This is a genomic window from Rhodanobacter sp. UC4437_H4 (genome assembly GCF_052978425.1).
Genome location: NZ_CM129673.1, coordinates 3,005,209 through 3,027,958, shown reverse-complemented (window position 1 = coordinate 3,027,958; position 22,750 = coordinate 3,005,209). Strand labels below are relative to the sequence as shown.

The following is a 22,750-nucleotide window of genomic DNA, read 5'->3' as shown; positions in this document are numbered from 1 at the left end:
TTGCGCGCCACGCCGGCGAAGTATCGCAGGCCTTCCCCGACAGGTGCTGGCGACCGGAAACCGGCGGCAGCAATCGAGCAACTGAAAGATTGCATATCAGGCGCGGCGCGTGCATCATGCAACCTCAAGGTTGCCATTGAGGATGACCCATGAGTTCGTCGACCGATCGCATCGAACAACACATCCTGCTCCGTGCACCGCTCGAACGGGTGTGGCACGCATTGACCGACGCCCGCGCATTCGGCGCCTGGTTCGGCATGGCGCTGGACGGCCCCTTCGTCGCCGGGCAGCCGATCACCGGCACGATCCAGCCCACCCAGGTCGACGCCGACGTCGCAAAGTTGCAGGCGCCGCATGCCGGCACGCCGTTCACGCTGTACGTCGAGCGCATCGAACCGATGCGCGTGTTCGCCTGGCGCTGGCACCCCTACGCGATCGAGGCGGGGATGGACTACGACAAGGAGCCGACCACCCTGGTCACCTTCGAACTCGAAGCGTTGGCCGAAGGCATCATGCTGCGGCTCACCGAGTCCGGCTTCGACCGGTTGCCGGCCGCGCGCCGCGACGCCGCACTGCGCGCCAACGCCGGTGGCTGGGCCATGCAGATGGGCAACATCGAGAAATATGTCGCCGCGCACTGAACGCTCCCGACGCAAGGCCGCCGCGTTGTCCGCCAGCGCGCCGGTGTTCGCGGCGCTGGGCGATGCCACCCGGCTGCGGCTGGTCGTCGCGCTGTGTGCCGGCGGCGCGCTGTCGATTGCCCAGCTCACCGCGGGTACCACCATCACCCGCCAGGCCGTCACCAAGCATTTGCAGGTGCTTGCCGATGCCGGCCTGGTGCAGGACTTGCGCCAGGGCCGCGAGCGGCTGTGGGAGTTCACGCCGGCGCGGCTGGACGAGGCGCGCCAGGCGCTGGACGCGATCAGCGCGCAGTGGGGCGAGGCGCTGGCGCGGCTACAGCGTTTTGTCGAATCGTGATGGCGGCGGGCTGCCGGGGTGCCGCGGTGGATGCAACGGCGGCGTGATGCGCCGAAGCCGGGGCGCCTATGGCGCGCGACAGCTCGACGGCAGATAGGTGGCCTTGAGCGTGGTGCGGTTGGTGCCGATGGCCGACATGCCCTCCGGTGCCGGCGACTCGCCGCAGGCCCAGGCGATCGGACTGTGCGGGCTGCCCTTGACCACCAGCGGCCGCAGGCTCAGCACCTGGCCTTGCAGGGCGCTGTTGATGTTCTTGTCGCGGAAACGGATATTGATGACGCCGTCGTCGACGGTCACCGCGCCCACGTAGTGGCCGATGATCGACCCCGCCGACGGTACGCCGCTGGCGCGGTTGTCCGCGGGGAAATGGCCGAACTGGCGGTAGTAGTCGACGATCTTCGGCTGCACGAACGAGCCCAGCGAGAACGCCTCGGTGGTCTGCGCGCGAATGACGTAACTCTGGTAAGCCGGGATCGCGATCGCCGCGAGGACGCCGATGATGGCCACGACGATCATCAGTTCGATAAGCGTGAATCCGCGTTTGCGTGTCATCCTCAATGCACTCCCACCATGCTGGCGACCGAAAAAATCGGGATGTAAAGCACCGTGACCATGACGCCGATCAGGATGTAGAACAGCACGCGCGAGGCCAGGATCAGGCGGTCGCGCGACGATTCGAGTTGGGCCTGGGCGGTGGTCCAGTGCAGGCGGCGCTGCCATTCCAGTTCCACGCCGAACGTGCCCAGGCGCTCGGCCTGCGCGAGCTTTTCGCCCAGTTCGCCGGCGAGCGGCGTCCCCGCTGGCCAGCCGGCCACCCGCAGGGCCGGCTCCAGCACCGCCGCATCCGTCACCCCTGCCGCCTTGAGCGCAGCGGCAAACTCCAGGCAGCGCAGCACCTGGTAGGCGGCCGCGCCCTTGCCATCCAGCCAGCCGGCACGGGCGCGCCCCAGCGGTTGCAGCTGCGCCATGCGACGACGCATGCGCAGCCATCGCGTCGCCAGCAGCACCAGCACGATGGCCATCACCAGCAGCGGCGCGAACAGGCGGATGGCGCCGTTCGCGGCGATCCAGTCGGCGGCGCCGTGCACGCCCAGCGTGCGGTCGAGGTGACTGAAGGCCGGCAGCACGTAGGTCGCGTAGATGAGCGCGATCACCAGCGCCAGGCCCAGCAGGAACAGCACGTACGAAAGAAAGGTGCGCACCGGCCGCCACCAGTCCAGCGCGAACAGCCGCGCCTCGGCCAGCGAGTGGATGAACGCGGCTTGCACGCCGGCCGCGCTGCCGCCAAGTTCGTTCGCTGCCGCAGCCAGGCGCGGGCCCAAGCCGGCATCGGCGAAGCGGGCCGGGCCGTCCGCCGCATCGCCGCCACCGAGCAGCGCCACGGCATCCGCGCCCAGCACCTCGCGCAACCGCGCATGCGCCGCCGGCTCGTCCAGGCCGCTGGCGAGCAGATGCGCGTACTGGCGCGTCACGAAATCGCGGGAGTCATCCAGCTTCAAGGCATCCATTCGCAATCACCGGCAAGAGGGCGGGAGGTAGTCCACGGGGAGGGTGGTCCGGTTCGCGGCCGTGGCCTCGACCGTTCCGGACACTGGCGTGGCGTAACCGCACAGGAAGGAAACCGTCGGCTCCTCGGCCGACCCCATCAGCTCGGGGCGGAACGACAGCCGCCCCCGCACACCGCCTGTCGCCACCGCGCCGCTGCGGTTGCCGGCCGGCAGCGACTGGCCCAGCACTACCTGCGCCGTGATGACGCCACCCTCCGCCAGTGAGAGGTTCTCCACGTGCGACCCCGCGCGCGCGTCGCCGAGGATGTTCGGGTCGCCCGCCGAGGGCCATCGACCATGTTCGGCGCGATAGACCCGGGCGTTGACTTGCGGGGCCCACGCCAGCGAGACCGCGTCCAGGGTCTGCGCCATGAGCATCACGCGGCTGCCGAAACCCGTGGCGACCGCCACCACGGCCGCCACGATCGCGCCAGCGGCAATGAGTTCCAGCGCGTCGGGCCCCCGCACTTCACGCGTGCGGCCGATCGCTGTCCGATGCAGTCTTGCTCCCATCGTTCGAGCCTAGCACAGCGTCCTGCGGCGCCGGAACGACTGCCTGGCGGCCCTCCTGCGAAGTGCGCGGTGGAAAGTTGCCGCCGCCACGATCACGCGGGTGGCGGCCCCTCGACGCCATGACGCGGCGATGATCCATCGACGACCGGGCATTCACCCGCCCGGACCTGGCGCAGGACGTCCATCTGGCTCTGGAGCACTCCCATGTCCAAGGGCGACAAATCCTCGTACACCGCCAAGCAGAAGCGCGAAGCATCCCACATCGAGGAAAGCGAAAAGAAAAAGGGCAAGTCGGAGAAGACGGCCGAGCGCATCGCCTGGGCCACCGTGAACAAGCGCGATGGTGGCGGCAAGAAGAAGTCGTGAGGGCAGCGGCTACCGACCCCGGTTCCCCACGCATCTGCCGGCAACGCCCGACCCCGCGCGCACCCCACCGGGCTGCCCCGCTATATTGCGTGGCAGGCACAACGGGGAACAATCGATGTCCGATGGCGATGACGAAGACACAGACGGCGGCGAGTTCGGCATGTCCGTCGGCGAGGACGGCGAGGTCACCTTCGTCGGTCGCCCGCCCTGGGGCACCAAGGCCGCCAAGATCCCGGTCAACTCGAAGGCAAGCAAGGGGCCGGTGGAGGACCGCCGCCACATCCTGCACTGGGGCGAGCAACTGCGGCCGATCCTGGCCTCCGTCATGACGGCCATGTTCCAGCTGCACGGCCGCAGCGGGCCGGCGATCGAGAAGGCGCTGCGCGACCCGCTGAAGGGCCGGGTGCAGCGCATCGTCGGCACCGATGCCCACGCGATCGCCGAGCGGGTGGCGAAGGAGATCAACGGTGCCGTGATCAACCTCGTCGCCGATCGCGCCGACATCAACAAGGCCATCGAACACGTTCGCGCCCGCGTGCGCAACCTGACCCGCCGATTGACCGACGACCCCGCGCTCACCGCCAAGGTCGCGAAGGCCATGCGGGAGCCCTTCCCCAACGACGCGATCATGGACGTCTACCTGGACGAGGCGGCGCAGGAACTGCTGGGCGGGACCAGCGACAGCACCGCGATCAAGTCGCAGGTCCAGGACATCGGCTTCCAGATCGTCGGCCTGGTGCAGTCCTGCCGCGCGCCGTGCGATTTCGTGATGATGCTGCACCACGTGGCCGATTCGGTCACCTTCGACCTGTCGCAGAAAGCGGAGCGCGAACAGACTCGCCGCACGCTGGAATGGCTGCGCCGGATGGAAGCCAACGTGCGCGAACCCGCCGACATCCGCTACGAAGCACTGCTGACGCTGCTGGACTGACCGGCGACTCCCGCGCGGTACGGCGGCGAGGAAAACCGGGGGCATACACCACCCGCCGGTCGGCCGTGAGCGCCCAGGGCACGTAACTCTCCGCCGAAGTTCGCGGCAGCACGCCTTCCGGAAAATTCTGCGGAACGAAGCTGCGCGGGTCGCCAAAGCTGCGGATGAGGAGCACGGACATCGACTTGCTCCAGGACAGGAACCACCAGTGGAGACGAGCGGCACGACGCCCGCGGTGGCGCAGTTGGCCGGAATCAAGGCCGCAGAGACAGGCGACGTTACTCGCCAAGCAGCGTCACAGTCACCTCGCGGGACGCATCACGCCGCCCTGGCTTCGTCTCTCTACGGAAAGTTGCTCCCGACGCATTTCCGATTTAATTAGCCACGCCCCCTTTAATTGAAATTAATTAGGCACGTCCCCTTTAAGGATGCTCTGATCAATTACCTTCGAAATGGCCTTCCAGACGGCCATGCAAAAAAGCGTAACCTGCTACGATGAAAAGGTGGTTTTTGGAGTGATCCGTTGCCTTCGCGGCGCCGATTTGCCTCGAACCGCCTCGTTTCCCGCCTCACGGGCGCACCTCCCCTGCGGATGCCAGCAACGTTCGTCGCGCCATCCACAGATTCGATAGCGCGAACAGCGTCAGTATCTGCGCGGTGTTCTTGAGCAGGCCCTTGAAGCGCACCTTCTGGTAGCCGAACTGCTGCTTCACCACGCGAAACGGGTGCTCCACCTTCGACCGCACCGCCGCCTTCATGTGTTCCGTGTGCTTCACCGCTTCCTTCAGCTCACCCTCGGGCATCGCCTTGACACTGCCGCGTTTGGCGGCGATATGCCACGTGCGACCACGCTTGGGTGCGCGCTTCTGCGCCCCTTGATAGCCAGCGTCGGCGTAGACGGTTTTCTCCTTGCCGTGTAGCAGCTTGCTTACTTCAGTCACGTCACCCACGTTGGCGGGCGTCGTGGTCACCGTGTGTACCAGGCCCGACTCCACGTCTACCCCGATATGCGCCTTCATGCCGAAGTACCACTGCTGGCCCTTCTTGGTCTGATGCATCTCCGGGTCGCGTTGCTTGTCCTTGTTCTTCGTCGACGACGGCGCTTGGATGATGGTGGCATCCACGATGGTCCCCTGGCGCAACAGCAGGCCTTTACCGCTCAGGTGCGCATTGACGGCTTCGAGGATCTTCACCGCCAACCCGTGCTGTTCCAGAAAGCGGCGGAACTTCAGGATCGTCGTCTCGTCCGGAATCGCATCCTCGTTCAGCTCCAGTCCCGCGAACCGGCGCATCGACTCGATCTCGTACAAGGCGTCTTCCATCGCCGGATCGCTCAGCGCATACCACTGCTGCATGAAGTGGATGCGCAGCATCGTTGCGGCGGGCATCGGCGGGCGACCGCGGCGACCGGACGTCGGATAGCTGGGCTCAATCAGCGCCAGTAGCGCCTCCCACGGCACCACCTTGTCCATCTCGCCAAGGAACTTCTCTCGGCGGGTCGGCTTCTTCTTGGCGTCGAAACTCAACGACGCGAACGAACGCTGCTTCATCGGGGATGTGCTTCCTGGGACTCGTCGCTATGATGCCGCAGACGGGGAATAAATCAGAGCATCCTTAATTCGCTAACACTTGAGTTAAGCGGCGCCCAGGTTTTCGCACGTCCGCTTGGACGAATAGTTAGATGAAGCTACGCCAAATGCGCCACACAAAAAACCAAGAACGCACAAACCCACACACAACCGTTGGCGCCAGAAACCACACCCACACTCGGTTTGATGCCTTTGCAAATTGTTGGAGTGAGTTCTGAAACTGAGCCAAAAACAAAGGGGTCAGGTTCATTTACTCCACTCGGATTAATGAACTTGGCCCCTTATTTTTGACCGCTACCCCTCCCAAAATAGCCCTATAGTTCAGGAGGCCATGAACGAAACCAGCTTGTCGTCATTGATAATCTTGCCAATCAAATTGGAGAGTGCCCCATTAATGTATTCGCTATTCTGCCCCGCGGTGGGCACCCAGAACTTTGACTGTTTCGAATCGACGCGATAGAAATTTTCATACGTACGCCCATTCTTCACTACAGTCAGTTGCGCCGCACCGTTGGCTTCCTGATGACCGGTCCAGAAACCTTGGTGTAGTTCAGTCTCTAAGGCACGAACGCGTACAGTGACCACTTCTTCCGAACTATCAGCCGAATCTACCACTTTGAATCCTCGATGAGTAAAGCCCTCGACGAGGTGCTGCTTTACAACCGAAGCGATATCAGAATCACTCGTTATCGTTGCTGCCGAAGCCACTCCGTTTCCCCTATGCCCAAGGTCTTGGGTTGGCCTTTCATCTTTGACAATAATGGTGATCGGCAGTCCACGCCCTTCATTGCTGTCGACGTATTGAACTTGAGGCTGAAGATGCACGGTTTGCGCATGGAACATGCACCCACTCAGTGTAGATGCGGCGATCAGAGAAAGACCGGCCAGTTTATAAATTTTGCTCATGTTTCCCCCTTTTTTGTGGAACCACCGATTACAGCACCCGCAAAGAAGTAGGCCACTTTATCCCCCGCAGGACAATAAGCCAGACCCCTTATCTCAAAAAAACCGTCCAAACCTGAACCGCAAAAACGGGGTCAGGTTCATTTCCGAGAGCTAGAAAGTGAACCTGACCCCGTTATCCGCATTTCCAGCCGTAACGCCCCACTTCAAGAAAAATGCAAAGAACGGATCTGTAACGTGACAAGCTTGCACAGATTGTCAGTGACAGAAGCCAGTTTCTTTTCAAGATCTAATTCTAAGCGCGATACGTAGGTGTGCTGAGGCATCCCGCCAGGAACAAAGACCTTGCTTGCCCTAAAGATCGCCAAAAAATCTTCCTCCGTGAGAAATCGAGTCGTTTCCTAAATACGTGGCCGCTATGCGGCCGATTCCAGGAATCGGTACACCAACAAGCAACGGCCCTGCGTTGTTGTGTATCCAACGCTGAGGTAATCACCCACACTTCGAATACCCGCAATTCAAACAAGTCTGGCAGTTGTCCATCAACACCAGCGCCTTGGTATTGCACTTGTCGCACATCATCGAGCCGGGCGGAAAGGTCAGCGTCTCGGTGCCGGTCGACTCGGCAGTCACGCCCGCATCAGCGTTTTTTTTTGAGTCCAGCGCCTCGTAGGCGGCGCGCTTCTCGGCGATCAGCTTGCGCGTGGCCTCGTCCATTTCCGGATCGTGGATCAGCCCGATGTTCTTCATGTGCTGTTCCACCACCGAGCCGATCTCGGCGACGATGCTGGGCATGTAGACGCCGCCGGCCTTGAAGTAGCCGCCGCGGGGGTCGAATACGGCTTTCAGCTCTTCCACGATGAAGGTGACGTCGCCGCCCTTGCGGAACACGGCGGAGAGGATGCGGGTGAGCGCCACGATCCACTGGAAGTGATCCATGTTCTTCGAGTTGATGAAGATCTCGAAGGGGCGGCGCTGCTCGTACTTGGTGCCGGCGTTGAGCACGATGTCGTTGATGGTGACGTACAGGGCGTGCTCGAACAGCGGCGACTTGACCTTGAAGGTGGAGCCGACCAGGGTTTCCGGCCGCTCGACACTCTCGTGCATCTGGATCACTTCGGCCTGCTTGGGCGCGGCAGGGGTGGCCTGCTTTGCGCTGCCGGCCGCATCGGCAACCTTGTCCTCGGGCTTGACCACGTTGTAACCGGTGATCTTCTTGTCGATCTTGATTGCCATGGGATTCGCTTCTTTGCTGGGGCGCGCCGCAATGGCGGCGACGTGTGACATGAAAAACCATCCGGCCCGGCGCGACGCCGGGCCGGATGGAGGTACGGCTTACTTCTTCTTGCTGGCAGTGGACCTCTTGGCTGCCTTGGGGGCGGCCTTCTTCTTGCTGGCGGACTTCTTTGCCGCCGCCTTCTTCGGGGCCGCCTTGCGGGCGACCGACTTCTTGCCTGCCGCCTTGCGGGCGGGCTTGGCGCGCTTGACGGCGGCTTTCTTGACCGCCTTCTTCGCCACTTTCTTCGCGCTCTTGCGCACAGCCTTCTTCGGGGCCGCCTTCTTCACCGACTTCCTTGCCGCTTTCTTGGCGGCAGCCTTCTTCGGCGCGGCCTTCCTGGCTGCAGCCTTTTTCTTGGGAGCCGCTTTCTTCGCGGCGGCCTTCTTCTTAGGCGCAGCCTTCTTGGTCGCGGCCTTCTTCTTCGGAGCCGCCTTCTTCGCGGCCGCCTTTTTCTTCGGCGCCGCCTTCTTCGGCGCGGCCTTCTTCACTGCGGCCTTGCGGCGTGCCGGGGCCTTCTTCGCCGGGGCCGCGGCGGGTGCGGCCGGCGCTACCTCGGGCAACACGGGCAGCACGACGGCGGGTGCCTCGGCGGCCGCTGGGTTGTTGTTTGACTCAAGCTCGTTGTCGATGGACATAACTGGTGTTCCCCTCCGATGAATGTCAGTACGTGCCGTGGCCCTCGGGAAACTGCGCGCTGTTCAGAACTTGCCGTAGTAACCCTCCTTCAAGGCATCGAAGAGGTTGGCGGCCGAATGCATCTCGCCGTCGTATTCCACCTGCTCATTGCCTTTCAGTTCGACAACACTACCGTCCTCCAGCTCGAAGCGGTAGAGGGTGTTTTCAAGGTCCGATTCCTTGACCAGCACACCCTGGAAAGCGGCGGGGTTGAAGCGGAACGTGGTGCATCCCTTGAGCCCCTGCTTGTAGGCGTAGAAGTAGATGTCCTTGAAGTCTTCGTACGGGTAATCGGTGGGCACATTCGCGGTCTTGGAGATCGACGAATCGATCCATTTCTGCGAGGCGGCCTGGATGTCCACGTGCTGCTTCGGGCCGATGTCGTCGGCGGAGACGAAGTAGTCGGGCAGCTTGTGCGCGGCGTCGTCGGTGAACGGCCTGGCCTCGGCGTTGATCAGCGCGCGGTAGGCGAGCAGCTCGAAGCTGAGCACCTCGACCTTCTCCTTGGATTTCTTGCCTTCGCGGATCACGTTGCGCGAGTAGCTGTGCGCGAAGCTCGGCTCGATGCCGTTGCTGGCGTTGTTGGCCAGGCTGAGCGAGATGGTGCCGGTGGGCGCAATCGAGGTGTGGTGGGTGAAACGCGCGCCGGTCTCGGCGAGTTGCTCGACCAGCTCCGGCGCCACCGTGGCGATGCGCTGCATGTAGCGGCTGTATTTCGCGTGCAGCACGCGGCCGGGGATGGTGTCGCCGATCTTGTAGCCGTCGGCCGCCATTTCCGGGCGCTTGCGCAGCATGTCGCCGGTGACGGTGTAGTCGCGCAGCAGCACCGGCGCGGCGCCCTTCTCTTTCGCCAGCTCCAGCGCCACTTCCCAGCCGGCCAGCGCCATTTCGCGCGAGACGTCCTCGGTGAACGCCACCGCCTCGGCGCTGCCGTAACTCTGCTTGAGCATGGTCACGGTGGAGCCCAGGCCCAGGAAGCCCATGCCGTGGCGGCGCTTGCCCATGATCTCGTTGCGCTGCTGCTCCAGCGGCAGGCCGTTGATCTCGACCACGTTGTCGAGCATGCGGGTGAACACCTTGACCACCTCGCGGTATTCCTCCCAGTCGAAACGCGCCTTGGGCCCGAACGGGTCGCGCACGAACTTGGTCAGGTTGACCGAGCCGAGCAGGCACGAGCCGTAGGGCGGCAACGGCTGTTCGCCGCAGTTGTGCGCGTGCAGGCCGTTGCCGTCGAAGGTGTTGATGCCGGGTACCTGCACGTCGTAGACGTCCTCGACGCCATCGGCCTGCAGCGATTGCACGGTGGCGACAAAGCGCTCGCGGTTGAGGTGACGCTTGTAGCCCGACAAGGCGGCCTTCAGACGCGCGGCCTTGTCGCTGTCGGCAAAGCCGATCAATTCGGCGAAACGCGGCAGCGACTCGCCGGCAATCACCAGCTCGTGCTGGGCCCGGGTGGCATAGGCATGCCTGCCGCCATGACCATCGGGCAACAGGCTTTCACCTGCGACACGGCGGTCGCGATAGATCCGTGACGGTATGCCCAGGCGCAGCAGCATGCGCTGTACCGCTTCCAACCGCGGCAGGTCCGACTGCGCCAGGCACACGGACACGCCCTTGGCCTGGCTGCCCTGCACCGAACCGTCGGCGTCGAAGAAGCCGCGCAGGAAGCCGCGATAGGCCTCGCTCGACGCCTGCTCCAGCGCCGGCGTGATCGCCTTGTCGCCCGGATTCATGCCGAACTCGAACGCAAGGTCACGCAGCGCGGCGGACTTCATGCGGAACTCGCCGCGGCCGGCCACTTCCGACCAGCCGGTGAAATCGGCACGGTGCGGCAGCGTCCGGGCGCAGCGCAGGGCTTCGGCCATCAGCGCACGGGTACCGCCATCCACCGAGCCGTTCATCACGGCGGCCTGCGGCCACACCGACAACACCGCGGCCTCGTGCTTGAGCGTGCCGTCACCGACCAGCAGGCCGAGCAGGTAGCCCTGCTCCCCGGTCAGCGCACCGGGCCACTGCGCGTTGGCGCGGTGATCGTTGAGCAGCACGCGGTCGCCAGGCTGCAGCGCGCCGGCGGCGCACCACTCGGTGTCCACGCTCCAGCGGGTCAGGCGCGACACGCGGCGCACGCGGTGGTCCTCGGTCAGGCGCAGGCGGTGGCCTTCCTCGGTCTGCAGCGCCAGCACCGGCTTGGTCGCGGTGCGGAAGAAACCCTCGGCGCCGGTGGCGTGATCGTTGCCGTCCACGCGGGCCATGAAGCCTCGACCGAGCAGGTCACTGACCTGGCGCGGGCCTTCGGCGGTCTGCACCCAAGTGTCGGCCGTGACGCAGGGGTTGGTCGCGCGGATGTGCTCGCACCACCAGTTGTTGTTCATCTCGTTGACCTTGTCGATCAGGATGAACCCGGGCTCGGCGTAGTCGTACGTCGAGACCATGATCATGTCCCACAGGTGCCGCGCGCGGATGTGACTGTAGATCTTGCAGGCGACCAGGCCGTCTTCGCGGTCGACGTAGTTCTCGTGGGTCGGCCATTCGCGCCAGACGACCTTGCTCGGGTCGTTGACGTCGATCTCGTCCTTCTCCTTGACGTGCACCGGGAATACCAGCGGCCAGTCCTGGTCGTTTTCCACCGCGTCCATGAAGCCGTCGGTGATCAGCAGGCTGAGGTTGAACTGGCGCAGGCGGCCGTCCTCGCGCTTGGCGCGGATGAACTCCTTGGCGTCCGGATGGCTGATGTCGAAGGTGCCCATCTGCGCGCCACGGCGGCCGCCGGCGCTGGAGACGGTGAAGCACATCTTGTCGTAGATGTCCATGAACGACAGCGGGCCGCTGGTGTACGCGCCGGCGCCGGAGACATAGGCGTTGCGCGGACGCAGGGTGCTGAACTCGTAGCCGATGCCGCAACCGGCCTTCAGGGTGAGGCCGGCCTCGTGCACCTTCTCCAGGATGTCGTCCATCGAATCGTGGATGGTGCCCGAAACGGTGCAGTTGATCGTGCTGGTGGCCGGCTTGTGCGCCAGCGCGCCGGCGTTGGAGGTGATGCGGCCGGCGGGGATGGCCCCGCGGCGCAGCGCCCACAGGAAACGCTCGTACCAGTGGCCGCGCAGCTCGTCGGTGGCTTCCACGTCGGACAGCGCGCGCGCCACGCGCTGGTAGGTCTCGTCGATGCTGCCGTCGACCGGCTCGCCGGTCTTGGTCTTCAGGCGATACTTCTTGTCCCAGATGTCCCACGAGGCGGGTTGCAGCGGGATGTCCACGGCAGCATCGCGGCCGGTGGCGGGGTGGTTGGCTGGCGCACGCATTGTGCTCATCGTTTTGCTGACCTCTCGGTGTGGCCTCGCGGCCCCCGTTGATTTTTATTGGGATGTAAGGGTGTCGCTCGCGACGCGACGGCGACGAAGATCACGGGCGGGAACGACCTCCCGGCCTGCCCGCCCCCTGGCTTTCCGACAACAGTGGCTCCTCCCCAAGAACGCCGCGGTTGGCACCAGTGCTAGTCTCGGCATTGGCGCTTCAACACAAGATGTTGTGGTTGTTACCAAGGGAGGAAGTTAACCCTGCCGCTCCGGGAAGTAAAGTCCTGCGAGCGGCATCGGCCGGCGGGAACCCGCACGCCGCCGATCGGTCGAACCAGCGCCGAACTCACCCCCGCCAAGGAGCCCCTCATGTCGCCTCGCCATCCCTCCGTGCCGTCGTGGTTGACCGGCTTGCTGGCCGCGCTGGTGATCGCGTTCGGCACGCTGCCGGGCGCCGGCCGCGCCGCCACCTTGCCGGCGGCGATCGACGGCCAGCCGATGCCGTCGCTGGCGCCGATGCTGACCAGGGTGACGCCGGCGGTGGTGAACATTTCCAGTACCACCCACGTGCCGGTGCGCGATGCGTATTTCGACGACCCGATGGTGCGCCAGTTCTTCGGCCTGCCGCCCACGCCGCGCGAGCGCGTGGAGCAGAGCCTGGGTTCGGGCGTGATCGTGGACGCCGCCAGGGGCTACATCCTGACCAACAACCACGTGGTCGCCGGCGCCGACGACATCAGCGTGACGCTGCAGGACGGGCGCAGCTTCAAGGGCAAGCTGATCGGCACCGACCCGGCCACCGACGTGGCGGTGGTGCAGATCCGGGCCAGCGACCTGCACGCGCTGCCGATGGCCGACTCCTCCACCCTGCGCGTGGGCGACTACGTGGTGGCGGTGGGCGAACCGTTCGGCCTGGGCCAGACGGTGACCGCCGGCATCGTCTCGGCGCTGGGGCGCTCGGGCCTGGGCGATTCGAGCTACCAGAACTTCATCCAGACCGACGCCTCGATCAACCCGGGCAACTCCGGCGGCCCGCTGGTGAACCTGCGCGGCGAGCTGGTCGGCATCAACACGATGATCTTCTCGCCCTCGGGCGGCAACGTGGGCATCGGCTTCGCGATCCCCAGCAACCTCACCGCCGAGGTGATGAAGCAGCTGATCGCGCATGGCAAGGTCGAGCGCGGCAGCCTGGGCCTGCAGGCGCAGGCGATCACCCCGCGCATCGCCCAGGCGCTGGGGCTGAAGGAGAGCAAGGGCGTGGTGGTGACCGGCGTCGGCGACGGTTCGGCCGCCGCGCGCGCCGGGCTGCAGCCGGGCGACGTGCTGACCTCGCTCAACGGCAAGCCGCTGCAGAGCGTGCAGCAGCTGCGCAACACCGAAGGCCTGCTGCCGCTGGGCAGCAGCCTGCAATTGGGCATCGTGCGCGACGGCCAGCCGCGCCAGGTCAATGCGACGCTGAGCGCCGAGAAGCTGGCCAGCCTCGACGGCGGCCAGCTCGACCCGCGCCTGGCCGGCGTGCGTTTCAGCGAGCTGAGCCAGAGCCAGCGCGACCAGGGTTGGTACGGCGCCGCCGTCAGTACGGTGCAGCCGGGCAGCCGCGCCGCCCAGGCGGGACTGCGTGCGGGCGACGTGGTGGTCGGCATCGGCAACCAGCGCCTCACCAGCCTGCGCATGCTGCGCGGGCTGGCCGGTGTGCGCCTGCGCCAGTTGGTGCTGGTGGTGGCCGATGCGGACGGCAGCCACTACGTACTGATCAACTGACGACGCGGCAAAGCGACCGCGCGAAAAACCGGACGTGGGTCGCGTGAACGGCGTGTTCGCGCGCACGCTCTGTGACGCATCGTCACGCAAACGCCAGAAATCGCTTGATATTGTGGGTTCAGGCCGATCCAATATCCTGACGGCTTGTCGAACGCGCCGCGCGTCGGCTGCATATCCGCTTTCGATCACGCACCTTCGTCAAGTCGCCAGACGGGTGGGCCGGCCCGATCGGCCAGCTCACCCGCCCATGTCATGAGTTCATCACGCCGGGGTTTCGCATCATCATGTCCGTACGCTTTGCTCGCCTGTTCTGCCTCGCCCTGATCGGCGCCTGTTTCTCCACCGCGGCAACCGCGGCCACCAAGTCCGGCAGCCTGGTCTGGCGCGGCGACGACGCCACCGCCAACGCGGTGATGAACGAGGTGGGCAAGGCATGGACGAAGACCGGCCACGGCCGCATCGAGCTGCAGCCGTTCAACACCGCCTCGGGCCTCGACGCGGTGAGCAACGGCACCGCCGACCTCGCCGGCAGCGCGCGCCCCTCCGACGGCAGCGCGCAGAACGACCGCCTGACCTTCACCCCGGTGGCGTGGAGCGGCCTGGTGATCATCACCCAGGCATCCAATCCGATCGGCAGCCTCACGCTGAAGCAGGTGCACGACATCTACTACGGCAAGATCCACAACTGGAGCGAAGTCGGCGGCCGCAACGCGCCGATCGACGTCTACGCGGTGGCCAGCCCCGGCGATGGCGTGGAGTACAGCCTGCGCAGCCTGCTGTTCGGCCGCGGCAACCAGCCGGTCGCCGCGCCGCGGCTGTACGTCAACACGCGCAAGCTGGAAGAAGGCATCGCGCTGAACCCGAACGGCCTGGGCGTGGCCATGCTGGCCGGCATCAGTGACAACCCCAAGCTGAAGGCGATCCCGATCAACGGCCGCACGGCGACCACGGCGAACATCGCCAACGGCAGCTACCCGCTGTTCATCCCGCTGTACCTGGTCACCAACCCGCACAGCGCCAAGGCCGAGCAGGCGCAGGATTTCGTGGACTTCCTCAAGACCGAGCCGGCCAAGGCTGCGCTGCGTCGCCACGGCGTGCTGCCCTACGACGACGGCGCGCGGCTGGCGGCGATGGATGCCGAGCGCCGCAGCACGATCCTGGCCGAAGTCGGCGCGCGCGCGCGGTCGCAGGGCACGCCGATCTCGGCGCCCGGCGCCACCTACGCGTCCCGCGCCGCCATCGCGCCCACGTCGGAGCGCACGGTGCAGGCCCGCAACGCGCTGGAAGCGCGCCGCGAGCGCGCGGCGAACGATGCACGGCTGGAGCGCGTCAGCGGCAGCGTCAGCAACGTCGCCGTGACCGGCGTCGAGCGCGCCAGCGGCTCGGCCACCACGGTGAGCCAGGCCAACGGCAAGAATTTCCGCAGCGTCAGCGCCGACGCCACGCAGACCCATTCGACGTACAAGGTGGTGCGCGGCGACACGCTGTCCTCGATCGCCAAGGCACATTCGGTCGAGGTGGCGCAATTGCGCGCGTGGAACCAGCTCAAGAGCGACCACCTGCAACAGGGCCAGGTGTTGCGCGTCAGCAAGCGATAACCGGGTGAGCCGCGCCGCAGAGGCGGGCGCCGGCAGGGTCCAGCGTCCGCTGGCGCTGACGCTGGATCTGGACGACACGCTGTGGCCGGTGCTGCCCGCGCTGGAACGGGCCGACCGGGCCGTCGACGCCTGGCTGCAGCAGCACCATCCGGAGGTTGCGCGTGCGTGGCCGATCACCGCGATGCGGCAACTGCGCGCCAAAGTGGCCGCCGAGCGGTTCGACCTGGCGCACGATTTCACCACCCAGCGCCAGCTGACCCTGCGCCATGTGTTCGAGGCCAGCGGCATCGCCGATGCGCCGGTGGACGCGTTGTGGGAAATCTATTTCGCCGCGCGCAACCAGGTGGAACTGTTCCCCGATTGCCCAAGCGCACTGGAACGCATCGCCGCACGCTGGCCGCTGGCGAGCCTGACCAACGGCAACGCCGACCTGCGCCGCATCGGCATCGAGCGGCATTTCCGCCATCACGTCTGCGCCCGCGACCATGGCGTGGGCAAGCCCGACCGCGCCATCTTCCTTGCCGCAGCCGCGCTGCTCGGCGTCGAACCGGGACAGGTGCTGCACGTGGGCGACGACCCCGCGCTGGACGTGGCCGGCGCCCGCGACGCCGGCTTGCGCACGGCGTGGATCAATCGCCAGGGCGAACCGTGGCCACCCGGCATGGGCCCGCCGCCGGATCTCGACCTGCCCGACCTGGCGGCGCTGGCCGACTGGCTGGAAGCCTCTTCCCGCCGCGACTGACGCCGTTGCGATTGTTCTTCGACGCGGGCATGTCCATCATGGGCCATTTCCCCGCAAGGATTTGCCCATGTCCGCCCTGATCGAACGCCGCCCTGGCCAGCGCCATGGCATCCCCGTCGAGACCACCGACGCCGCGCACCTGGCGGCCAGTCGCCGCCGGCTCGATGCGACGCAGCGGCGCTGGCTCGGCGACAGCGGCTTCGACGCGGCGCCCGGCACGTTCGCTCTGGTGCCCGACGCAGCCGGCAAGCTGGCGCGCGTGCTGGTCGGCGTGGCGCCGGCCGATCCGCTGGCCGCGCTGGCCGGCCTGCCCTGCCACCTGCCCGAAGCCACCTACGAACTGGCCGCCGAAGGCGTGCTCGCCGACACCGCGCTGGCCACGCTGGGCTGGGCGCTGGGCGCCTACCAGTTCACCCGCTACCGCGCAGCCAAACGCGCCCCGGCGCGGCTGATCGTGGCGGCCGAGGAACTGGCCCGGCTGGCCCCGCTGGTGGAGGCCACCTCGCGCGTGCGCGACCTGGTCAACACGCCCACGCAGGACATGGGCCCGGAGCAACTCGGCGAGGCGATAAAGACCCTGGCCAAGGCACACAAGGCGAAGCTGCGCGACTGGGTCGGCGACGAACTGCTCAAGGCGAACTTCCCCACCATCCACGCCGTGGGCCGCGCCAGCCATCGCGCGCCGCGGCTGGTCGAACTGAGCTGGGGCAAGCCCGACCATCCCAGGCTGGTGATCGTCGGCAAGGGCGTGTGCTTCGACACCGGCGGCCTGAACCTCAAGGGCGGCGAAGGCATGCGCTGGATGAAGAAGGACATGGGCGGCGCCGCGCACGCGATCGCGCTGGCCGGGCTGGTGATGCAGGCCAACCTGCCGGTGCGGCTGACCCTGCTGGTGCCGGCGGTGGAGAACGCCGTGGCCGGCAACGCGATGCGCCCGGGCGAGGTGATCACCACCCGCGCCGGCCATACCGTGGAAGTGGACAACACCGACGCCGAGGGCCGGCTGATCCTGTGCGACGCGCTGGCCTACGCCGGCGAACAGCAACCGGCGCTGATCATCGACTTCGCCACCCTCACCGGCGCCGCCCGCGTGGCGCTGGGCCCGGATCTGCCGGCCCTGTTCGCCAACGATGACGCGCTGGCCGACGCGGTGCTGCAGGCCGGCAACGCCGTGGCCGACCCGCTGTGGCGGCTGCCGCTGTGGCGTCCATACCGGCGCATGCTGGACTCCCACCTGGCGGACTTCGCCAACTCCAGCGCCTCGCGCCACGCCGGCGCGATCACCGCCGCGCTCTATCTCGAACGCTTCGTCCCCGACGGCACGCCGTGGCTGCACCTGGATACCTACGCCTGGAACGACGCCGACCGCCCCGGCCGCCCCCGCGGCGGCGAGGCAATGGGCCTGCGCGCGGTGTTCGCGTTCCTGCAGGAGCGTTACGGGCACTGAGCCGCACCCGCCGACCTCGACGCCCGACACCCCCTTCCGCCCGGCGCCGTGTGCAGTGGTGCGAGGAAGCCCCGGGGGAGTAACCTCTCGAACGTTGGGCGTGGTCCGAAACTGGTTGCGACATTGCCTGAGGGGGGACAAGGGGCACCAGTGGACGCGCTCGACATTACAGGGCCGAGCCATCACCACTGGGGAAAGAAACCACATGAAATACGACTTGAATCACCTGTCACTGGCTGTGCGTCTCGCATTGACCGCCGGGATGCTCTCGGTCGCCGGCGGGCTGCAGGCCCAGACGACGACCACCAATCCGCCCACGACGGATCAGGCCACGCCGGCCTCCAAGGACAAAGCCAAGACGCTGAACGCCGTGGTGGTCACCGGCTCGCTGATCCGCCGCGTGGACGTGGAAACCGCCAGCCCGGTGGTGACCATCGACCGCGAGGCCATCACCAACTCCGGCAAGCCCACCCTGGGCTACGTGCTGCAGGACATGCCGGCGATCTCCGGCAACGCCACCAACCCCTCCAACAACAGCAACGGCGGCGGCGTAGCCAGCCCGCTGCTGGAAGCCGGCGGCGGCGCCTCGCGCGTCTCGCTGCGCGGCCTGGGCATCAACCGCACGCTGGTGCTGGTGGACGGCCAGCGCATGGTCAACTCGGACATCAACATGCTGCCGCCGGACATGATCGACCGCGTCGACGTGCTGGCCGAAGGCGCCTCCACCGTGTACGGCTCCGACGCCATCGGCGGCGTGGTCAACTTCATCCTGCGCAAGGATTTCCAGGGCGTCCAGTTCAGCCTGAACGACGGCATCTCCAGCCACGGCGATTCGCAGCGTCGCGGCTTCAACCTGACCGGCGGCATGTCCGGCGACAACTACAGCATCGTCGGCGGCCTCGACTACAACAAGTACGACGCCACGCTGGCCTCGCAACGCGACTTCTCGCGGCAGCAGCTGTACCTGTCCAGCGGCACCATCATCGCCGCCGGCTCCAGCTCGATCCCGACCGGCCGCATCCAGCTGCCGGCCTCGATCGCCAGCCAGTACGGCTGCGCGATCAACTCGTCCGGCACCGCCAACGTGACGCTTGCCACGGGCGACGGCTCGAACCTCGGCGACTACCGGTGCCGGCTCGGTTCGGACACCTACAACTATGCCGCGCTCAACTACATGCAGACCGCGCAGAAGCGCACCAACGGCTTCGTGCTGGGCAGCTACGACCTGACGCCCAACCTCAAGGCCTACGTCAACGCGTTCTACAACCGCACCGAATCCAGCGGCCAGGACGCCCCCTCGCCGGTCGGTACCGGTGACGGCCTGATCATCTCCTCCAGCAACCCGATCAACCCGTTCGGCGTCACCTTCAGCCAGAACGCGGTGCCGGGCGACCCGAACAGCGGCTACAACTTCCAGACCCGCCTGACCGGCGCCGGCACCCGCGTGCACAGCTACAAGACCGACAACGCGCAGATCAACACCGGCCTGCGCGGCAACTTCGGCCAGGACAGCAGCTGGATCTGGGACGCGTCGATCAACTACAGCCACAGCAAGCGCGACCAGCGCGACACCAACGAGGTGGACATCCCCGCCCTGCAGGCGGCGGTCGATGCCGGCGCCAACATCTTCAACCAGGCCGACCCGGCGGTGGGCAAGCTGCTGAGCGCCGGCGTGAAGACGCCGATCTATGTCATGACCAACTCGACCAAGCAGGCGCAGTTCGACGCCAGCGGCGACCTGTGGGACCTGCCCGCCGGCGCCATGCAGCTGTCGGTCGGCGCGCTGTACCGCAAGCAGACGATGAAGTACACGGTGAGCCCGTTCGCGGTGCTCGACCCGGTCACCACCCAGTGCCAGATCCTGCAGGAAGCATGCGGCTCGCCCGCCAGCGGCAGCTACAACGTCAAGGAGATCTACGCGGAAACCCTGATCCCGCTGCTCGCCGATGCGCCCGGGGCGCAGTCACTGAACATCGACCTGGGCGTGCGCTCCTCCAACTACAGCACCAGCGGCAGCACCACCAACGGCAAGGTCGCGATCGAATGGAAGCCGGTGGCCGATCTGCTGGTCCGCGGTACCGTCTCGCAGGTGTTCCGCGCGCCGAACCTCAACGAGCTCTACGACGGCCGCACCCTGGTGCAGCCCACCCTGAACGACCCCTGCGTCAACCTCAGCGCGGCCGATCTGGCCCAGCATGCCGCGGCCTGCCAGTACGTGCCGGTCAACTGGGGCGGCAACTCGCCGGCGCAGGTCAACACGTTCTATTCCGGTGCCGCCACCGTGGGCAACTCGCTGAAGCCGGAAAAGGGCAAATCCATCGACCTCGGCCTGGTCTACTCGCCGGAGTGGCTGCCCGGCTTCTCCACCAGCCTCGACTTCTGGCACATCTACCTGTCCGACACGTTGACCGCGATCACCGGCGACCTGGTGGTCAGTTCGTGCTTCAACAACAGTGCCAGCCCGTACTGCGGGCTGATCCATCGCGAGGACACCACCAGCCGCCAGCCGGGCCAGGTGTTCCTGATCAACACGCCGGTGGTCAACCTTGGCACGCTGAATACGTCGGGTGTCGACTTCACCTTGCGCTACAAGGTGCCCCACTTCAACATGGGCAGCGTGGACCCGGGCGACTTCCAGGTGGGCCTCAACAGCAGCTACACCTCCACCTACAGGAACAACGCCACCCCCGGCGAGCCGGGCGCACAGGCCATCGACTACGCCGGCACCTACAGCCAGCAGTTCGGCAACATCTCGCGGCTGCGCGGCACGGTCACGCTGAACTGGAGCAAGGGCAACTGGAACGCCCAGTGGCAGTCGCGCTACATCAACAGCCTGACCGCGCTCAACACGGATGCGGCCATTCCCGGCGTGAACATTCCGATCGCCTCGGTGACCTACCACTCGATCCAGCTCGGCTACGCGGTGCCGTCGATCCACACCCGCTTCGACGTCGGCGTGGACAACATCGCCGACAAGGCACCGCCGCTGATGTATCAGAACGGTTCCAACTACAACGTGGACGTCTCCACCTACGACGTGCTCGGTCGCTACTACTGGGCCCGCGCCACCGTGAAGTTCTGATGTCCTAGCTCCATCGCAGTCGTTGCAAACCCCCAGGAGGGCCGCGGGCAAACCGCGGCCCTCTTGCATAATGGGCGCCGGACACCACCCCACCGAGGCCGCATGCCCCCGCCCCCGCCCGCCGCCGATCCGCCCAGCACTCCGGCCAGCACGCTGGCCGCCGCCATGGCCAGCGCGTGGAATGCAGGCGACGCAGAGCGCGTCATCGAACTGGCGGCGCAGGCGGCGGATGCCGCCGGCGACGACGAAGGCGTGCTCGTCCTGCTCGGCGTGGCGCAACAGGCCACCGGCCGGCACGCACGGGCGGCCGCCACGTTCAACCGCCTGTGCCAGTTGCGACCGGCCGTCTCGGCCTACTGGAACAACCTCGGCGTGGCCTCTCGCCTGGCCGGCGACCTCGCCGCGTCCGGACAGGCCTTGCGTCAGGCCCGGCAGCTCGCGCCGGGCGATGCGGAGGTGCACTACAACCTCGGCCTGCTGTACACCCAGCAACGCGATTGGCCGGCGGCACGGCAGGCGCTGCTGGAAGCGGCCAGTCTCGCCCCGTCATTCATCGAGGCCCGCCTGCAGGCGGCCTACGCCTGCTACGTCTGCGGCGACAACGCGGCACAGGAGGAAATGCTCGACGGCGCCGGCGAGTGGCCGCCGCAACCCGCCGAACAGGCGCTGATCCTGGCCGCCATGTTGTCGGTGCAGGGCGCTTCCGAGGCGGCCCTGCGCACGCTCGCGCGCGCGCAGTTGCCGCCGACGGAGGCCGCGGCCGCTCCGCTGCGCCTGCGCATCGCCGCCCAGCGCTTGGTGTTGCACGAGCGCAGCAACCAGGTCGAACGCGCGCAGCAGGACCTGCAGCAACTGCCGCTGGCCGCGATCGACGCCCTGCCGCCGGACGCCGTGCAAGCGCGCGCCGACGGCTGGCGCGCGCACGCCGCGATGGCCTCACGCAACGGCGCGCACGCCGAGGCAGCGGCGCTGTACCGGCGCGTGCTGGCGCAGCCGCTCGACGACGAGAGCCGGGCCAGCGTCGGTTTCGGCCTCGCCATCGCCTGCGACCGGCTGGGCCGCCACGCCGAGGCATGGGACGCGTTGCAGGCGGCGCACGCGGCGCAACTGGAGATCGCCCGCCAGGTCGTGCCGGAGCGACTGGCGGCGGACAGCCAGCCGCTGCCGCTGGCGGACTGCGTGGTCGAACCGCACGACTACGCCCGCTGGACCGAGCTGCGCGCCCCCGGCTCCATGGAGAGCCCGGTCTTCGTGGTCGGCTTTCCGCGCTCGGGTACCACCTTGCTGGAACAGATGCTCGACGCCCACCCGGATTTCCGGTCCATGGACGAGCGTGCCTACATCCATGAGCTGATCGAAAGCATGGAACGCGTCGGCCAGCGCTATCCCGCCGATCTCGCCTCACTGAGCCAGGACGATGCCGATGCCCTGCGCCGCAGCTATCGCCGACGGGTCGCGCAGGTGCGCCCCGACCTCGGGCCGCGCCGGCTGGTCGACAAGAACCCGCTGAACATGCAGTGCCTGCCGATGATCATGCGGCTGTTTCCGCAGGCACGGATCATTCTCTGCCTGCGCCATCCCTGCGACGTGTTGCTCAGCTGCAGCATGCAATCGTTCCGCTCGCCGGCGTTCATGGTGCTGTGCTCCTCCCTGCCGCGCCTGGCGCAGGGCTACGCGCGCGCCTTCACCCAATGGCAGCGCGATGTCGAGGTGTTCGCCCCGCAGGTGCTGGAGTGGCGCTACGAATCCGTGGTGGAGCAGTTCGGCGACCAGGCGACACGACTGGCGCGGTTCCTGGACCTGGCCGATGCCTCGCCCCTGCAGCGCTTCGCCGAGCATGCGCGCGAGAAGCACATCAGCACGCCCAGCTACGCGCAGGTCACCCGCGGCGTCTATCGCAAGGCGGTGGGCCGCTGGCGCGACTACCGCGAGCATTTCGAACCGGTGTTGCCCGTGCTGCAACCGTGGCTCGAACGCTTCGGCTACGACGGGTAGGAGACGGCCCGCGGGACAAGCGCCTGCGGGCCGCAGGCTCCCGCACGCACG

General features: G+C 66.7%; 18 protein-coding genes. 10 read left to right on the top strand and 8 right to left on the bottom strand.

All coding sequences use genetic code 11. From position 1 onward, the window contains the following. The first annotated feature begins 149 nt into the window (after positions 1 to 149). Together ACVCL3_RS13695 and ACVCL3_RS13690 are read left to right on the top strand one after the other, a co-directional pair. A complete protein-coding gene (locus ACVCL3_RS13695) occupies positions 150 to 641 on the top strand; it encodes an SRPBCC family protein (RefSeq protein WP_447098039.1) in 492 nt (163 codons plus the stop codon). Continuing rightward, the gene (locus ACVCL3_RS13690; protein WP_447099676.1) at positions 625 to 978 is read left to right on the top strand and encodes an ArsR/SmtB family transcription factor; all 354 of its coding nucleotides are present in this window, start codon (positions 625 to 627) and stop codon (positions 976 to 978) included. The genes ACVCL3_RS13695 and ACVCL3_RS13690 overlap by 17 nt, the downstream gene beginning before the upstream one ends. A 66-nt stretch (positions 979 to 1,044) precedes the next feature. On the opposite strand, the gene ACVCL3_RS13685 is transcribed toward ACVCL3_RS13690, so the two are convergent. Genes ACVCL3_RS13685 through ACVCL3_RS13675 form a run of 3 tightly spaced genes read right to left on the bottom strand, consistent with a single transcriptional unit; the run spans position 1,045 to position 3,038 of the window. Then, positions 1,045 to 1,530: a pilin gene (locus ACVCL3_RS13685; protein WP_447099675.1), complete on the bottom strand. Its 486-nt coding sequence runs from the start codon at positions 1,528 to 1,530 to the stop codon at positions 1,045 to 1,047. A 2-nt stretch (positions 1,531 to 1,532) separates the two neighbouring features. Next, complete coding sequence (locus tag ACVCL3_RS13680) at positions 1,533 to 2,486, bottom strand: hypothetical protein (protein WP_447099674.1); 954 nt, start codon at positions 2,484 to 2,486, stop codon at positions 1,533 to 1,535. A gap of 6 nt (positions 2,487 to 2,492) precedes the next feature. Further along, the gene (locus ACVCL3_RS13675) at positions 2,493 to 3,038 is read right to left on the bottom strand and encodes a hypothetical protein (RefSeq protein WP_395120217.1); all 546 of its coding nucleotides are present in this window, start codon (positions 3,036 to 3,038) and stop codon (positions 2,493 to 2,495) included. A gap of 204 nt (positions 3,039 to 3,242) precedes the next feature. On the opposite strand from ACVCL3_RS13675, the gene ACVCL3_RS13670 reads away from it, so the two are divergent. Continuing rightward, positions 3,243 to 3,404 (top strand): hypothetical protein, encoded by a 162-nt coding sequence (locus ACVCL3_RS13670; RefSeq protein WP_447098036.1) that lies wholly within the window; start codon positions 3,243 to 3,245, stop codon positions 3,402 to 3,404. A gap of 115 nt (positions 3,405 to 3,519) precedes the next feature. Beyond that, entirely contained in the window at positions 3,520 to 4,335 is an 816-nt protein-coding gene (locus ACVCL3_RS13665; RefSeq protein ID WP_447099673.1) for a hypothetical protein, read from the top strand. Positions 4,336 to 4,904: 569 nt separating this feature from the next. On the opposite strand, the gene ACVCL3_RS13660 is transcribed toward ACVCL3_RS13665, so the two are convergent. From ACVCL3_RS13660 to ACVCL3_RS13640, 5 genes are all read right to left on the bottom strand, one after another. Continuing rightward, a complete protein-coding gene (locus ACVCL3_RS13660) occupies positions 4,905 to 5,885 on the bottom strand; it encodes an IS5 family transposase (protein WP_447099672.1) in 981 nt (326 codons plus the stop codon). A 360-nt stretch (positions 5,886 to 6,245) separates the two neighbouring features. Next, complete coding sequence (locus ACVCL3_RS13655) at positions 6,246 to 6,830, bottom strand: YajG family lipoprotein (RefSeq protein WP_447099671.1); 585 nt, start codon at positions 6,828 to 6,830, stop codon at positions 6,246 to 6,248. 489 nt (positions 6,831 to 7,319) lie between these two features. Continuing rightward, a complete protein-coding gene (locus tag ACVCL3_RS13650; RefSeq protein WP_447099670.1) occupies positions 7,320 to 8,063 on the bottom strand; it encodes a TSCPD domain-containing protein in 744 nt (247 codons plus the stop codon). A 99-nt stretch (positions 8,064 to 8,162) separates the two neighbouring features. Further along, positions 8,163 to 8,741 (bottom strand): hypothetical protein, encoded by a 579-nt coding sequence (locus tag ACVCL3_RS13645; protein ID WP_447099669.1) that lies wholly within the window; start codon positions 8,739 to 8,741, stop codon positions 8,163 to 8,165. Between the two features lie 63 nt (positions 8,742 to 8,804). After that, positions 8,805 to 12,089, bottom strand: coding sequence for an LAGLIDADG family homing endonuclease (locus ACVCL3_RS13640; protein WP_447099668.1), 3,285 nt, complete (start codon positions 12,087 to 12,089; stop codon positions 8,805 to 8,807). A 354-nt stretch (positions 12,090 to 12,443) separates the two neighbouring features. Here ACVCL3_RS13640 and ACVCL3_RS13635 point away from each other — a divergent pair, with 354 nt between their 5' ends. The 6 genes from ACVCL3_RS13635 to ACVCL3_RS13610 all read left to right on the top strand — a co-directional run bounded on the left by ACVCL3_RS13635 (position 12,444) and on the right by ACVCL3_RS13610 (position 22,699). Further along, entirely contained in the window at positions 12,444 to 13,835 is a 1,392-nt protein-coding gene (locus ACVCL3_RS13635) for a Do family serine endopeptidase (RefSeq protein ID WP_395120236.1), read from the top strand. 284 nt (positions 13,836 to 14,119) lie between these two features. Then, positions 14,120 to 15,433 carry a LysM peptidoglycan-binding domain-containing protein gene (locus ACVCL3_RS13630; RefSeq protein ID WP_447099667.1) on the top strand — a complete coding sequence of 438 codons (1,314 nt, stop codon included), beginning with the start codon at positions 14,120 to 14,122 and terminating at the stop codon, positions 15,431 to 15,433. 4 nt (positions 15,434 to 15,437) lie between these two features. Beyond that, entirely contained in the window at positions 15,438 to 16,175 is a 738-nt protein-coding gene (locus ACVCL3_RS13625) for an HAD family hydrolase (protein ID WP_447099666.1), read from the top strand. A 67-nt stretch (positions 16,176 to 16,242) separates the two neighbouring features. After that, a complete protein-coding gene (locus tag ACVCL3_RS13620) occupies positions 16,243 to 17,622 on the top strand; it encodes a leucyl aminopeptidase family protein (RefSeq protein ID WP_395120238.1) in 1,380 nt (459 codons plus the stop codon). Between the two features lie 205 nt (positions 17,623 to 17,827). Next, positions 17,828 to 20,704, top strand: a complete 2,877-nt coding sequence (locus tag ACVCL3_RS13615) for a TonB-dependent receptor plug domain-containing protein (protein WP_447098027.1) — start codon at positions 17,828 to 17,830, stop codon at positions 20,702 to 20,704. A 102-nt stretch (positions 20,705 to 20,806) separates the two neighbouring features. Beyond that, on the top strand, positions 20,807 to 22,699 hold the full coding sequence (locus tag ACVCL3_RS13610) for a sulfotransferase (RefSeq protein WP_447099665.1): 1,893 nt from the start codon (positions 20,807 to 20,809) through the stop codon (positions 22,697 to 22,699). The last annotated feature ends 51 nt before the right edge of the window (positions 22,700 to 22,750 follow it).

Bases quoted from the DNA above. Each gene is read 5' to 3' on its own strand.
- ACVCL3_RS13685 (WP_447099675.1), bottom strand. From the start codon at position 1,530: ATGACACGCAAACGCGGATTCACGCTTATCGAACTGATGATCGTCGTG.
- ACVCL3_RS13655 (WP_447099671.1), bottom strand. From the start codon at position 6,830: ATGAGCAAAATTTATAAACTGGCCGGTCTTTCTCTGATCGCCGCATCT.
- ACVCL3_RS13695 (WP_447098039.1), top strand. From the start codon at position 150: ATGAGTTCGTCGACCGATCGCATCGAACAACACATCCTGCTCCGTGCA.
- ACVCL3_RS13690 (WP_447099676.1), top strand. From the start codon at position 625: ATGTCGCCGCGCACTGAACGCTCCCGACGCAAGGCCGCCGCGTTGTCC.
- ACVCL3_RS13665 (WP_447099673.1), top strand. From the start codon at position 3,520: ATGTCCGATGGCGATGACGAAGACACAGACGGCGGCGAGTTCGGCATG.
- ACVCL3_RS13610 (WP_447099665.1), top strand. From the start codon at position 20,807: ATGCCCCCGCCCCCGCCCGCCGCCGATCCGCCCAGCACTCCGGCCAGC.
- ACVCL3_RS13620 (WP_395120238.1), top strand. From the start codon at position 16,243: ATGTCCGCCCTGATCGAACGCCGCCCTGGCCAGCGCCATGGCATCCCC.
- ACVCL3_RS13630 (WP_447099667.1), top strand. From the start codon at position 14,120: ATGTCCGTACGCTTTGCTCGCCTGTTCTGCCTCGCCCTGATCGGCGCC.
- ACVCL3_RS13615 (WP_447098027.1), top strand. From the start codon at position 17,828: ATGAAATACGACTTGAATCACCTGTCACTGGCTGTGCGTCTCGCATTG.
- ACVCL3_RS13680 (WP_447099674.1), bottom strand. From the start codon at position 2,486: ATGGATGCCTTGAAGCTGGATGACTCCCGCGATTTCGTGACGCGCCAG.
- ACVCL3_RS13650 (WP_447099670.1), bottom strand. From the start codon at position 8,063: ATGGCAATCAAGATCGACAAGAAGATCACCGGTTACAACGTGGTCAAG.
- ACVCL3_RS13635 (WP_395120236.1), top strand. From the start codon at position 12,444: ATGTCGCCTCGCCATCCCTCCGTGCCGTCGTGGTTGACCGGCTTGCTG.
- ACVCL3_RS13660 (WP_447099672.1), bottom strand. From the start codon at position 5,885: ATGAAGCAGCGTTCGTTCGCGTCGTTGAGTTTCGACGCCAAGAAGAAG.
- ACVCL3_RS13645 (WP_447099669.1), bottom strand. From the start codon at position 8,741: ATGTCCATCGACAACGAGCTTGAGTCAAACAACAACCCAGCGGCCGCC.
- ACVCL3_RS13640 (WP_447099668.1), bottom strand. From the start codon at position 12,089: ATGAGCACAATGCGTGCGCCAGCCAACCACCCCGCCACCGGCCGCGAT.
- ACVCL3_RS13675 (WP_395120217.1), bottom strand. From the start codon at position 3,038: ATGGGAGCAAGACTGCATCGGACAGCGATCGGCCGCACGCGTGAAGTG.
- ACVCL3_RS13670 (WP_447098036.1), top strand. From the start codon at position 3,243: ATGTCCAAGGGCGACAAATCCTCGTACACCGCCAAGCAGAAGCGCGAA.